Origin of the sequence: Streptomyces sp. NPDC056948 (assembly GCF_042674225.1) — a bacterium.
Taxonomy (GTDB): Bacteria; Actinomycetota; Actinomycetes; order Streptomycetales; family Streptomycetaceae; genus Streptomyces; species Streptomyces purpurascens.
Map to the genome: position 1 here is coordinate 1 of NZ_JBHUQX010000075.1, position 12,050 is coordinate 12,050.

At 71.9% G+C, this 12,050-nt stretch carries 11 protein-coding genes; 5 read left to right on the plus strand and 6 right to left on the minus strand.

Annotated elements, in window-relative coordinates; genetic code table 11:
• Positions 1-42: 42 nt before the first annotated feature.
• The gene (locus tag ACFTZL_RS12550; protein WP_382580858.1) at positions 43-639 is read right to left on the minus strand and encodes a TetR/AcrR family transcriptional regulator; all 597 of its coding nucleotides are present in this window, start codon (positions 637-639) and stop codon (positions 43-45) included.
• 91 nt (positions 640-730) lie between these two features.
• On the opposite strand from ACFTZL_RS12550, the gene ACFTZL_RS12555 reads away from it, so the two are divergent.
• Positions 731-1,621: an NAD(P)-dependent oxidoreductase gene (locus ACFTZL_RS12555; protein WP_382580898.1), complete on the plus strand. Its 891-nt coding sequence runs from the start codon at positions 731-733 to the stop codon at positions 1,619-1,621.
• A gap of 88 nt (positions 1,622-1,709) precedes the next feature.
• Here the strand turns inward: ACFTZL_RS12555 and serC are convergent, their stop codons facing one another.
• Positions 1,710-2,828 carry a phosphoserine transaminase gene (gene serC / locus ACFTZL_RS12560; protein WP_382580860.1) on the minus strand — a complete coding sequence of 373 codons (1,119 nt, stop codon included), beginning with the start codon at positions 2,826-2,828 and terminating at the stop codon, positions 1,710-1,712.
• Positions 2,829-2,923: 95 nt separating this feature from the next.
• On the opposite strand from serC, the gene ACFTZL_RS12565 reads away from it, so the two are divergent.
• The 3 genes from ACFTZL_RS12565 (at position 2,924) to ACFTZL_RS12575 (ending at position 8,280) form a co-directional block, all read left to right on the plus strand.
• Positions 2,924-5,836, plus strand: coding sequence for an FAD-binding and (Fe-S)-binding domain-containing protein (locus ACFTZL_RS12565; RefSeq protein ID WP_382580862.1), 2,913 nt, complete (start codon positions 2,924-2,926; stop codon positions 5,834-5,836).
• Between the two features lie 179 nt (positions 5,837-6,015).
• Positions 6,016-7,152, plus strand: a complete 1,137-nt coding sequence (locus tag ACFTZL_RS12570; protein ID WP_382580864.1) for a lipid II:glycine glycyltransferase FemX — start codon at positions 6,016-6,018, stop codon at positions 7,150-7,152.
• A gap of 150 nt (positions 7,153-7,302) precedes the next feature.
• Positions 7,303-8,280 carry a DMT family transporter gene (locus ACFTZL_RS12575; protein ID WP_382580866.1) on the plus strand — a complete coding sequence of 326 codons (978 nt, stop codon included), beginning with the start codon at positions 7,303-7,305 and terminating at the stop codon, positions 8,278-8,280.
• Between the two features lie 2 nt (positions 8,281-8,282).
• Here the strand turns inward: ACFTZL_RS12575 and ACFTZL_RS12580 are convergent, their stop codons facing one another.
• From ACFTZL_RS12580 to ACFTZL_RS12590, 3 genes are read right to left on the minus strand one after another with little or no spacing between them, the layout of a single operon-like run.
• On the minus strand, positions 8,283-9,131 hold the full coding sequence (locus ACFTZL_RS12580; protein WP_382580868.1) for a phosphotransferase enzyme family protein: 849 nt from the start codon (positions 9,129-9,131) through the stop codon (positions 8,283-8,285).
• Between the two features lie 22 nt (positions 9,132-9,153).
• Positions 9,154-9,702: a GNAT family N-acetyltransferase gene (locus tag ACFTZL_RS12585; protein ID WP_382580870.1), complete on the minus strand. Its 549-nt coding sequence runs from the start codon at positions 9,700-9,702 to the stop codon at positions 9,154-9,156.
• A gap of 9 nt (positions 9,703-9,711) precedes the next feature.
• Positions 9,712-10,413, minus strand: a complete 702-nt coding sequence (locus tag ACFTZL_RS12590; RefSeq protein WP_382580872.1) for a formylglycine-generating enzyme family protein — start codon at positions 10,411-10,413, stop codon at positions 9,712-9,714.
• A gap of 63 nt (positions 10,414-10,476) precedes the next feature.
• Between ACFTZL_RS12590 and ACFTZL_RS12595 the strand changes: the two genes are divergently transcribed.
• On the plus strand, positions 10,477-10,935 hold the full coding sequence (locus ACFTZL_RS12595; protein WP_382580873.1) for a PPOX class F420-dependent oxidoreductase: 459 nt from the start codon (positions 10,477-10,479) through the stop codon (positions 10,933-10,935).
• A gap of 22 nt (positions 10,936-10,957) precedes the next feature.
• Here the strand turns inward: ACFTZL_RS12595 and ACFTZL_RS12600 are convergent, their stop codons facing one another.
• Positions 10,958-11,896: a hypothetical protein gene (locus ACFTZL_RS12600; protein ID WP_382580875.1), complete on the minus strand. Its 939-nt coding sequence runs from the start codon at positions 11,894-11,896 to the stop codon at positions 10,958-10,960.
• Positions 11,897-12,050 lie beyond the last annotated feature (154 nt).

Here is a 12,050-nt window from a genome sequence, read left to right on the forward strand (position 1 = left end):
GGGCGCCCCTTGGCGTGTGTGCGTCCCGCCGGCCGCCGAAGGTCATCTGTACGACGCGATCAGACGTGCCAGATGACGCCCCGCCACCTCCAGGGGCGCCTCGCTGCGGGCGACCTGGGACGCCAGTTCCGCGCCCTCCAGGGTGGCGATCACCGTGTGGGCCAGGTCCTCGGCGTCCGTCTCGGCGAAGCCCGCCGCGACCAGGCTCCCGGCGACCACCGTCCGCCAGCGTGCGAACGCCTCGGCGGCGGCCTGCTGGATGCCGGGGGCGCTGGTCGCCGTGCCCACGACGGTGGAGGTGACCGGGCAGCCGTCGAGCCAGTCGGAGTCGCGCAGACCCTGGGCGAGAGAGGCGGTGAGGGCGAGAAGGGCCTTCTCCGGCTCCTGCGCCCCGCCGAGCGACTCCCGCAGCAGCTCGGTGAACTCCTCGTCGCCGAGCCGTACGGCGGCCGTGCCGAGCTCCTGCTTGCCGCCCGGGAAGAAGTGATAGACGGAGCCGAGCGTCGCCCCGGCCTCGCGGGAGATCTGCTTGATGCCCGTGCCCTCGTAGCCCTGGCGCTGCATCAGGCGTGAGGCGGTACGGACGATCCGCTCACGGGTGCCGGCGGTCTCGAGGTCGTGCGGGGCCTTGGTCTTCACGCCGCCACTGTACCGAGCTAGAGCGATCGCTCTAGTCACTGTGCTAGGTTCCTCGTTGGATAGAGCGTTCGTTCTAGTCCTCGCTTCAGTGATCTTCGGGGAGACATCTGTGAGCACTTCCGTCACTGTCATCGGTCTCGGGCCCATGGGCCGCGCGATGGCCGGTGCCTACCTGGACGCCGGCTACCGGGTCACCGTCTGGAACCGCACCGCGAGCCGCGCCGACGAACTGGTGGCCGACGGCGCGGTGCGTGCCGCCACCGCCGAGGAGGCACTGGCGGCCAACGAGGTCGTCGTGCTGAGCCTCACCGACTACGCCGCGATGTACGCCGTCCTGGAGCCCGCCACCGCGGCACTGGAGGGCCGCGTCCTGGTCAACCTCAGCTCGGACACCCCGGGCAGGGCCCGCGAGGGGGCCGCCTGGGCGGCGAAGCACGGGGCGCGCCATCTCACCGGCGGCGTTCAGACACCGCCGTCCGGCATCGGGTCGCCGGAGTTCGACACCTTCTACAGCGGCCCCCGGGACCTCTTCGAGCGGTACGAGGACGTCCTGAAGGTCATCACGGGCACCGACTACCGCGGGGCCGACCCGGGCCTGGCCGCGCTCTACTACCAACTCCAGATGGACCTGTTCTGGACGACCCTGACCGCCTGGCTGCACATGCTGGCGCTGGCGGACGCGAACGGCATCGGCGCCTCCGAGATCACGCCGTACGCGGCCGGAACGCTGGGCGGGATGAGCCAGTTCCTCGACTTCTACACGCCGCGGATCGAGGCGGGGCGGCACTCCGGTGACGTCGAGCGGATCTCGATGGCCGTGGCGAGCCTGGACCACGTCGTGCACACGACGCGCGACTCGGGCGTGGACACGGCGCTGCCCGCCGCGGTGCTGGAGACGTTCCGGCGCGGGGCGGCGGAAGGCTACGAAGAGGACAGCCTGACCCGGCTCTTCGAGGTGTTCGGGCGGGGCGCGGCCGCCTGAGCACGAGAGAGGGCGCCCCGCGGTGATCCGCCGGGCGCCCCTCCGTCACGTACGCGAATCACGTACGAGAATCACGTACGGGAGAAGGTCAGAGCTTCTCGATCACGTAGTCGACGCACTTCGTGAGCGCCTCGACGTCCGCCGGGTCGATCGCCGGGAACATCGCGACACGGAGCTGGTTGCGGCCGAGCTTGCGGTACGGCTCGGTGTCGACGATGCCGTTGGCGCGCAGGACCTTGGCGACGGCGGCGGCGTCGACCTCGTCGGTGAAGTCGATCGTGCCGATGACCTGCGAGCGCTTGGCCGGGTCGGTGACGAACGGGTTCGCGAACTTGACGTCCTCGGCCCAGCCGTACAGCGTCCGCGCGGACGTGGCCGTGCGGCGGACCGACCAGTCCAGGCCGCCCTGGCCGTTGATCCACTCGAGCTGGTCGTTGAGGAGGAACAGCGTGGCGAGGCCCGGGGTGTTGTACGTCTGGTTCTTGCGGGAGTTGTCGATCGCCGTGGGCAGCGAGAAGAACTCCGGGACGTGGCGGCCGGACGCGTGGATGCGCTCCGCGCGCTCGATCGCCGCCGGGGAGAAGACGCCGATCCACAGGCCGCCGTCGGAGGCGAAGGACTTCTGCGGGGCGAAGTAGTAGACGTCCGTCTCGGCGATGTCGACGGGCAGGCCGCCGGCGCCGGACGTGGCGTCGACCAGGACCAGCGAGCCCTCGTCGGCGCCCGCCACGCGCTTGATCGGCATGGCGACACCGGTCGAGGTCTCGTTGTGGGTGAACGCGTAGACGTCCACGCCCGCCTCGGCGACCGGCTCGGGGTGCGTGCCCGGGTCCGAGGAGATGACGTCCGGCTCGGCCAGCCACGGCGCGAGCTTGGACGCCTTCGCGAACTTGGAGGAGAACTCGCCGAAGCTGAGGTGCTGCGACTTGTTCTCGATCAGGCCGTGGGTCGCGACGTCCCAGAACGCGGTGGATCCGCCGTTGCCGAGGATCACCTCGTAGCCGTCGGGGAGCTGGAACAGCTCGCGGATGCCCTCGCGCACCCGGCCGACCAGGTTCTTGACCGGGGCCTGGCGGTGGGAGGTGCCCATGAGGGAGGTGCCGGTCGCGGCCAGCGCGTCCAGCGCTTCCGTCCGCACCTTGGAGGGGCCCGCGCCGAAACGTCCGTCGGCGGGCTTGATGTCAGCGGGAATCTGGATCTCAGCCACGGAGGGGAGCGTAGCCCTTTCCAGAAACCTGGGCGAAACGTCGTCCGTCCGGTGAGACGGGTTTCGTGTCGGCGTGAGACTGCTTTGCTGGACGTATGACGGATCTTGAGGTCGAGCTGCGCGGGGCCGTACGGGGAGACGTCCGTTTCGACGTCACCTCCAGGGCGCTGGTCACCATGGACGCCTCCAACTACCGCCGCGTCCCGCTGGGCGTCGTCACCCCACGCGACACCGACGATGTGGCGGCCGTGCTGGAGGTGTGCCGGGGGCGCGGTGTGCCGGTGGTGGCGCGGGGCGGCGGGACGTCCATCGCCGGGCAGGCGACGGGGACGGGTGTGGTGCTGGACTTCACCCGGTACATGAACGGGCTGGTGTCGCTTGACCCCGAGGCGCGTACGGCCGTCGTGCAGCCGGGGCTGGTGCTCGACCGGCTCCAGGAGGCCGCCGCACCGCACGGCCTGCGGTTCGGGCCGGATCCGTCCACGCACAGCCGGTGCACGCTCGGCGGCATGATCGGCAACAACTCGTGCGGCTCGCACTCGGTGGCGTGGGGGACCACCGCGGACAGCGTGCGCGAGCTGGACGTGGTGACCGCGCGGGGGCGGCGGCTGCGGCTCGGGCAGGACTGGGCCGGGGCGCCGGACGGGCTGCGGGAGCTGGTGGACGGCGAACTGTCCCGCCTGCGTACGGGCTTCCCGGAGCTGCCCCGCCGCATCTCCGGGTACGCGCTGGACGCCCTGCTGCCCGAGCGGGGCGCCGACGTGGCCCGCTCCTTCTGCGGTTCCGAGGGCACGCTGGGGGTGCTGACGGAGGCGGTCGTACGACTGGTCGAGGCGCCCCGCGCGCGTGCGCTGGCCGTGCTGGGCTACGCCGACGAGAGCGCGGCGGCCGAGGCGGCGGCCGGGCTGCTGCCGCTCGGGCCGCTGACGGTGGAGGGGATGTCGGCGGACCTGGTGCCGTCCGCGGCGGCCCTGCCCAAGGGCGCGGCCTGGCTCTTCGTGGAGACCGGCGGGGAGTCGGCGGCGGAGGCGCGTGCGCGTGCGGAGGCGATCGTGCGGGCGGCCGATGTCGTGGACGCCCTGGTGGTCACCGACCCGGCGGGGCAGCGGGCGCTGTGGCGGATCCGGGAGGACGCGAGCGGTACGGCGACGCGCATGCCGGACGGCAGCGAGGCCTGGCCGGGGTGGGAGGACTGTGCGGTGCCGCCCGCCCGGCTCGGGGCGTATCTGCGGGACTTCCGGGGGCTGCTCACCGCGCACGGGCTGCGCGGCACGCCGTACGGGCACTTCGGGGACGGCTGCATCCACGTCCGTATCGACTTCGACCTGCTGACGGAGCCCGGAGTCGCCCGTTTCCGCCGCTTCTCGGAGGAGCTCGCGGAACTGGTGGTGGCGCACGGCGGGTCGCTCTCCGGTGAGCACGGGGACGGGCAGGCACGGGCGGAGCTGCTGCCCCGGATGTACGGCGAGGAGATGGTGGGCCTCTTCGAACGGGCGAAGGGCGTATGGGACCCCGACGACCTGCTCAACCCCGGCATGCTCGTACGCCCCGCGCCCCTCGACGCCGACCTGCGCTTCTCCGTCCTGCCCCGCGAACCGGTCGACGTCGCCTTCGGCTACCCCTCCGACGGCGGTGACTTCTCGGCGGCGGTACGGCGCTGCGTGGGCGTCGCCAAGTGCCGTACGACGTCGGTGTCCGGCTCCTCCGTGATGTGCCCGTCCTTCAGGGCGACCGGCGAGGAGGAGCACTCCACGCGCGGGCGTGCCCGGCTGCTGCACGAGATGCTCGCGGGTGAGGTCGTGACCGACGGCTGGCGCTCGACCGAGGTGCGGGACGCGCTGGACCTGTGCCTGTCCTGCAAGGGCTGCCGCTCGGACTGCCCGGTCGAGGTCGACATGGCCACGTACAAGGCGGAGTTCCTCCACCACCACTACGCGGGGCGCCGCCGGCCGGCCGCGCACTACTCGATGGGACGGCTTCCCGTGTGGCTCCGGGCGGTGTCCCGCACCCGCACGGCATGGCTGGTCAACGCGCTCGCGGGGGTACGGCCCTTCGCGTGGGCGGCGAAACGGCTGGGCGGGATCGCACCCGAGCGGGACATCCCGCGGGTGGCGAGGCGGACGTTCAGCCGGTGGTGGGAGCGGCGGCGGGGTGAGGCGACCCCCGGTTCGGGCGCCCTGGTCATCCTGTGGCCCGACACCTTCACCGAGCACCTCTCGCCCTCCGTCGGGCAGGCCGCCGTGCGAGTGCTGGAGGCGGCCGGGCTGCGGGTGGGGCTGCCGCCGACGCTGCGGCTGGTGAAACCGCCGGTGGGCGACGGGCGGACGGTCGCGATGGATCCGCTGTCGGTGCTGCGCGGCCGGGGGCGCGTCTGCTGCGGGCTGACGTATGTCTCGACGGGCCAGTTGGACCGCGCCCGGGCGGTCATGCGCCGCACGCTCGACCTGATGGAACCGGCGCTGGAGACGGACGCCCCGGTCGTGGTCCTGGAGCCGAGCTGCGCCGCCGCCCTGCGCACCGACGTCCCCGAGCTGCTGCACGACGACCCGCGCGCGGCCCGCCTCGCCGCGAAGGTCCTCACCTTCGCCGAGACGCTGGAACGCCACGCCCCCGACTGGACGCCGCCGCGCGTCGACCGCCCGGTGGCCGGGCAGACCCACTGCCATCAGCACGCGGTACTGGGCGACGCCGCCGACCGCCGGCTGCGTCGAGCCGCTCTGCTCTCCGGCGAACTGAGCGGCGGCTGCTGCGGTCTCGCGGGGAACTTCGGCTTCGAGAAGGGCCACTACGAGGTGTCCACGTCCTGCGCGGAGGAACAGCTCCTGCCGTCGGTACGGGACGCCCCGGACGGCACGGTGGTCCTGGCGGACGGCTTCTCCTGCCGCACGCAGCTCGAACAGCTCGCGGGGGTGCGGGGGAGCCATTTGGCGGAGGTGCTGGCGGCGGCGCTGGAGGGGGCGGGGGATGAGGCCGGAGGGGGACGGATCGAGCCGGAGGACGAGCGGTGAAGCGGGGGTGCGGCCGGCCCCGATGACCTCGCCGCCCCTCGGGGGAGCCGCCCGCACGGACGAACGCGGACGCGCTTGAGGCGTTCGGACCACGTGACGGGCGGACCCGAGTGTCTGAGCCGGAGGAGGGCCGGGCCGCTCCTACGCTCGCGGGACCAGCCACTCGAAGGAGCCCGCGTATGAGCGTCCGCGTCAGACCGATCACCCGTGACGAGCACCTCGCGTTCGTCGCGGCCCGCCCCTCCGCCAGCCACACACAGGTACCGTCCTGGGGCGAGGTGAAGCCCGACTGGCGGGCGGAGAGCCTGGGTTGGTTCGACGCGGTCGGGCGGCTCGTCGGCGCGGGGCTCGTCCTGCTGCGCCCGCTGCCCGGACCGCGGTTCCCCGGGCTGCGGAGATACCTCGCGTATCTGCCCGAGGGCCCGCTCGTCGACTGGCACGAGCCCGGCCTGGAGCGGCTGCTCGAGCCGATGCTCGCGCACCTGAGACGGCGGGGCGCCTTCGCCGTGCGGATGGGCCCGCCGGTCGCGGTGCGCCGCTGGAGCGCCGAGGCGGTCAAGGCGGGGATCGCGGACCCGGCCGCCGGGCGGCTGCGGAACGTGCGGGCGACGTCGTACGACCCGCGCGCCGGCCGGATCGCCGGCGATCTGCGCCGCATGGGCTGGCGGCAGACCGAGGCCGGCGGCGAGGGCGGCTTCGCCGCGGGGCAGCCCCGGTACGTCTTCCAGGTGCCGTTCGCGGGCCGGTCGCTCGACGACATCCAGGACGGCCTGAACCAGCAGTGGCGGCGCAACATCAAGAAGGCGGAGAAGGCCGGCGTGAAGGTCGTACGCGGCGACCTCGAGGATCTGCCGGCCTTCCACGAGCTGTACAGCGAGACCGCCGAGCGGGACCAGTTCGTCCCGCGCCCGCTCGCCTACTTCCAGCGCATGTGGAGCGCGCTCACCGCCGAACACCCGGACCGTATGCGGCTCTACCTCGCGTACCACGACGGCGAGGTGCTCGCCGCGGCCACCATGCTGACCGTCGGCGACCACGTCTGGTACTCCTACGGCGCCTCCACCGGCCGCCGGCGTGAGGTCCAGCCGAGCAGCGCCGTGCAGTGGCGCATGATGACCGACGCCCACGCACTCGGCGCCGCCGTCTACGACCTGCGCGGCATCACCGACACCCTGGAGGAGTCCAGCCACCTGCTGGGCCTGCTCCGCTTCAAGGTGGGCACCGGCGGCGAGGCCGTCGAGTATCTCGGCGAATGGGAGTACCCCCTCAACCGGCTGCTGTACAAGGCGTTCGGTCTCTACCTCTCCCGGCGCTGAGGAACGCGTCTCACTGACCAAGACAGCGGCAAAATGGCTTCACGCACCTGACCGAGTCCATTACTCTGGACTGGGAAGTGCATCGGGATGTACGCGGAGTGCAGGCCGGTGTACAGCCCGCACCCGGAGCCGACGAGCACAGGACCGCCCGTGACCACCCCCGCCAGCGCCACCACGCCCCAGTCCGCGACGGCCGCCACGCCCTCCCCGGCCGGCGGCCCCGGCGGCCCCGGCGGCCCCGGCCGCCTCGGATCCCTCGGGCCCGTGGGCCTGGTGCTCGCGGGCGGCATCTCCGTGCAGTTCGGCGGCGCGCTGGCGGTGACCCTGATGCCGAGGGCGGGTGCCCTCGGGGTGGTGTCGCTGCGCCTGTTCGTGGCGGCGGTCGTCCTGCTGCTGGTCTGCCGTCCGCGACTGCGCGGCCACTCGCGCACCGACTGGAGCACGGTAGTCGTCTTCGGCATCACCATGGCCGCGATGAACGGCCTCTTCTACCAGGCCGTCGCCCGCATCCCGCTGGGCCCCGCCGTCACGCTGGAGGTCCTCGGCCCGCTCGCCCTCTCGGTCCTCGCCTCCCGCCGCGCGATCAACCTGGTGTGGGCGGCACTCGCCCTCGCCGGTGTCTTCCTCCTCGGCGGCGGAGGCTTCAGCGGCCTCGACCCCACAGGAGCGGCCTTCGCCCTGGGCGCCGGCGCCATGTGGGCGGCATACATCGTCTTCAGCGCCCGTACGGGCCGCCGCTTCCCGCAGGCGGACGGGCTGGCCCTGGCGATGGCGGTCGGTGCGGTGCTGTTCCTGCCCCTGGGCATCGCCGAGTCGGGGGCGAAGCTGATCGACCCGGTGACGCTGGGGCTGGGCGCGGCCGTGGCCCTGCTCTCCTCGGTCCTGCCCTACACGCTCGAACTCCTCGCCCTGCGCCGCCTGCCCGCCTCCACCTTCGCGATCCTGATGAGCCTGGAGCCGGCCATCGCCGCGACGGCCGGTTTCCTCATCCTCGACCAGGCCCTCTCCGCCATGGAGGCCGCCGCGATCGCCCTCGTCGTCGCGGCGAGCATGGGGGCGGTACGCACACAGGTGGGCCGCGGTCGCAAGAAGACGGCGGCGCTGGAGAGCACGGGGCTGGAGGGCTAGGGCTAGGCCCTGGGCCAGGGCTGGTGATCGAGTGCCGCTCGGATCTGGCCGAGCCACTCCGTAGCCAGCCGGCGCCCGTCCGGGAGCTGGTCGCCTCGATCCCAGCGCCATGTCGTGATCACCGCCAGCACGAGGATCCGGCACTGGCGCAGCAGGTCCTGATCGACACCCGGATAGTGCTCGCCGACTTCCTCGGGCGCATGGGCGAGGTCGAATTCGACGGGCCCACGGCAGCAGGTCTCGAGGTCGATGAACAGCAACCCGTTCTCCGTGGTGAGCAGGTTGCCCGGGTGCGGCTCGCCGTGCAGCAACTGCTCGGCGCCGCCGCGCTCCCCGATCACTCGCCTCAGGTTGCGCAACGTGTCGCCGAGCAGCTCCCGGTCCGCGTCGGCGAGCGCCGGGGTACGGTCGCGGTCCGCCACGAGTCGTTGAGCCTGCGCGACCCGATCCGTGAAGTGCGGCGCCGGGACGTCGAGCTCGCGCATGCCGGTGTGCAGCCGCTCGAGCGCGTGGGCGTAGTCGGCCGACGAGACCTCGCGGAGGGACACGGGCTCGTAGTAGGTCCACAGCGTGATGACGAAGCCGTCACGCTCATACGCGCGTGGCTCCACTCGAGGCTCGAGAGCGGCCACCGGGCACCCGGCTTCGGCGAGCCGCTGAGCCAGCTCGACCTCGAACTCGGCGACCTGATCCGCCACCGGCGCCACCCGGGCCAGGACGTCACAGGGCAGCAGACGCAGAGTGAGCTTGTTCGAGTCATGAAGAACGACCACGTCGTCGGCTGCCAGGCCAAGTGCCGAGGCGGTCGACATGGCCGCGGCCACCGCACGCTGGACCTCTGATGCCTGCATCGTCGTCCGGACCCTCTCTCCTTCAGTCGGACGGCGCGGCCGAGGACCACACGCCGAACCACTGCTCGGCGCCGTACTCCTCGAACCGCTCCACCTCGGTGAACCCCAGCTTCGCCGCGAGGCGCATCGCACGGTCGTTGGCGGTCCGGGTGCAGAGCACCACCGGCTCGCCGGGAAGCGTGTCGGCGAACCAGTCGAGTGCGGCCGCGCACGCCTCGGCGGCGTACCCGCGTCCCCACGCCTGCGGCAGGAACAGATAACCGAGCTCGGCCTCCCCGCCCTCCGGACGCACGTGCCCCGGACGCTCCGCGTCGCGCCGATCGAGCGTGATCATGCCGACCATCACTCCGTCGAGCTCGACCACGAAAAGACCAGGCCGCCGCCCGGGCACCTCGGGCACCGCGCGTTCGAGCTCCGCACGCGGTCGAGGCCCACCGATGTAGGTGCCCACCTCCGGCGACGAGAACAGCTCGACGAACGCCGCACGGTCTCGGCCCTCGGACCCACGAAGCACGAGCCGTTCGGTCTTCATCGGCGCAGGCGGCCAGGCGCCAGGTCCTAACTCACTCATGGCGGCAACCTATCGCCCGCGGCTCACCGGCACCGCTGAGCGCGCGACCCGGAACCCCACGTCGTCGATCCGGAACGTCGGATGGCTACGGCGCCGCACCGAGGCCCGGCAGCTCCAGTGCTCGTCGGACCAGCCGCCGCCCCGCAACACCCGGTACGTGCCGTAGACCTCGGCGTCGTAGAGGTCCCAGCACCAGTCCCAGACGTTGCCCAGCATGTCGTACAGACCCCACGCGTTGGCCTGCTTGCCGCCCACGGCATGGACCCGCTCGTCCGAGTTCCCCCGGTACCAGGCGACCTCGTCGAGCAGGCCGTAACGCGGCCCGGCACTGCCGGCACGGCAGGCGTACTCCCACTCGGCCTCGGTCGGCAGCCGGTACCCGTCGGCGGAGGCGTCCCACTCGACGTTCTCGGCCTCGACGCCCGTCCGATACGCGGGTGTCAGCCCCTCCGCCACCGAGAGGGCGTTGCAGAAGGCGACCGCGTCCCACCACGACACCCCCTCGACAGGCAGCCGCTCCCCCCGAGCGGCACTCGGCCGCTCACCGGTGACCTGGGCGTACCACTCCTGAGTAACGGGGAACGCCGACATCCGAAAGGCCGCGACCTCGGCCGTCCAACTCCGCTGCGTCCGCCGATCGGACAGCGTCACCACCCCGTCCGGAACGGCGACCATCTCGTTCTCCACGCCCACGCCTACGCCAACTCCCATGTGAGGCAAGCCTATTGGCGCCTGCCGTGAAATATCCGAGCCGACACCGAAGTTGACCCGTCCATGACTCAACGACCCGGCCCCCGCCCCCTGTCCGACGAAGCCCTCTCCGACCTCCTCGGCAAGCAGCAGTTCGGCACGCTCGCCAGTGTCAAGCGGGATGGCCGTCCCCATCTGACCACCATGGTCTACCACTGGGACCCCGAGGCTCGGATCGTGCGGTTCTCGACGACGGCCGAGCGCATCAAGGTCAAGCATCTGAGACGCGACCCGCGGGCGGCACTGCATGTGCAGGGCGGTGACGTGTGGTCGTTCGCCGTCGCGGAGGGCGAGGCCGAGGTCTCCGAGGTCACGACGGTTCCAGGTGACGCGGTCGGGCGGGAACTGCTCGGGATGATCCCGCAGGCCGCGAAGCCGGAGGACGAAGACGCGTTCCTGGAGGAGTTGGTCGCCGAGCGCCGGGTGGTCGTCCGGCTCAAGGTGGACCGGCTGTACGGGACGGCGCTCGACATCAACGGCTAGACCACCCGGTCCGCGAGACCCCTCAGCGCGTCAGGATCCCGCCCACGGTGATCCCGTACTGCACCCGCAGCCGACGCAGCTCCCACAACCCGACCGCCGTCACGGAGACCGGGGCCCCGAGCAGGAACACCACCCGCACCGGCCCCGGCACGCCCGCGTACGCCCCCGTGAACACGTCGATCAGGGTCATCTCCCACACCAGCGTCATCGCCAGCAGCGGCGGCATGGTCTGGTGGATGTCGGCGGTGCGGAACACGTGGATCAGTGCGAGGCCGATGCCCCAGACGATGAACGGCAGCACCCACACCATGATGAACACCGTGGTCGACCAAGTGATCACGGTCATCACCGGGTTGGTGGCGAACTTCCCCTCGATGAAGCCGGTGAGCACGGTCGCCGGGAAGACGAAGACCGCCGCCACGAGGGCCACGATCGCGCCGAACGACCGCGCCGCCCGGCGCAGCACATCCCGGCGGGCCGACGGGGCGGTCAGGGCCAGCAGGATGCCGACGGCGACCGGGAGCGTCACCGACAGCACCAGGATGCTGATCCACGACTGGTTGAAACGGTCGCTCGCGACGTCCTCTGCGGACTTGGTGATCTTGTAGGTCACCGACACCCACACCACCGCGCCGAGCCCCACGAGCGTACGGATCTTCTGCATCCGTGCGATGAACGGGTCCTCGACGAGGTCCGGCCGGGACGGCTTGAAGACCCGGCGTGCGGTGTTGATGGGGCCGATCCGCCGCCGCAGCCGGGTGAAGGGGCCGGGAGGTGGTGCCTGCGGTGGCATCGGGTGGGGTGTGTAGGGGTGGGGGATGTGGGGCGGATAGCCGCCCTGAGGCGGATAGCCACCTTGGGGCGGATACCCGGCGCCCGGTGGTGGGTAGCCGCCCGGTGGCTGCGGAGGCCGGCCGTGCGGGTCGTACGGCGGCTGCCCGCCCGGATTCCAGGTGCTCATTCTGGTTTCTCCCCCGAAGTCCGACCAATGGAACGAGCGCGACTGGGAGTGTATTGATCGCGCCGCCAAAGAGCACGCTTTCAGCCATCGCACATTTGAATGCAAGCATGCTTGATTGTTTCTGACCCCACTGCCATGCTCCTCAGCACGCCGA

Coding starts and splice junctions, on each gene's coding strand:
- ACFTZL_RS12565 (WP_382580862.1), top strand. CDS start 2,924: ATGACGGATCTTGAGGTCGAGCTGCGCGGGGCCGTACGGGGAGACGTC.
- ACFTZL_RS12570 (WP_382580864.1), top strand. CDS start 6,016: ATGAGCGTCCGCGTCAGACCGATCACCCGTGACGAGCACCTCGCGTTC.
- ACFTZL_RS12580 (WP_382580868.1), bottom strand. CDS start 9,131: ATGCAGGCATCAGAGGTCCAGCGTGCGGTGGCCGCGGCCATGTCGACC.
- ACFTZL_RS12585 (WP_382580870.1), bottom strand. CDS start 9,702: ATGAGTGAGTTAGGACCTGGCGCCTGGCCGCCTGCGCCGATGAAGACC.
- ACFTZL_RS12590 (WP_382580872.1), bottom strand. CDS start 10,413: ATGGGAGTTGGCGTAGGCGTGGGCGTGGAGAACGAGATGGTCGCCGTT.
- ACFTZL_RS12595 (WP_382580873.1), top strand. CDS start 10,477: ATGACTCAACGACCCGGCCCCCGCCCCCTGTCCGACGAAGCCCTCTCC.
- ACFTZL_RS12600 (WP_382580875.1), bottom strand. CDS start 11,896: ATGAGCACCTGGAATCCGGGCGGGCAGCCGCCGTACGACCCGCACGGC.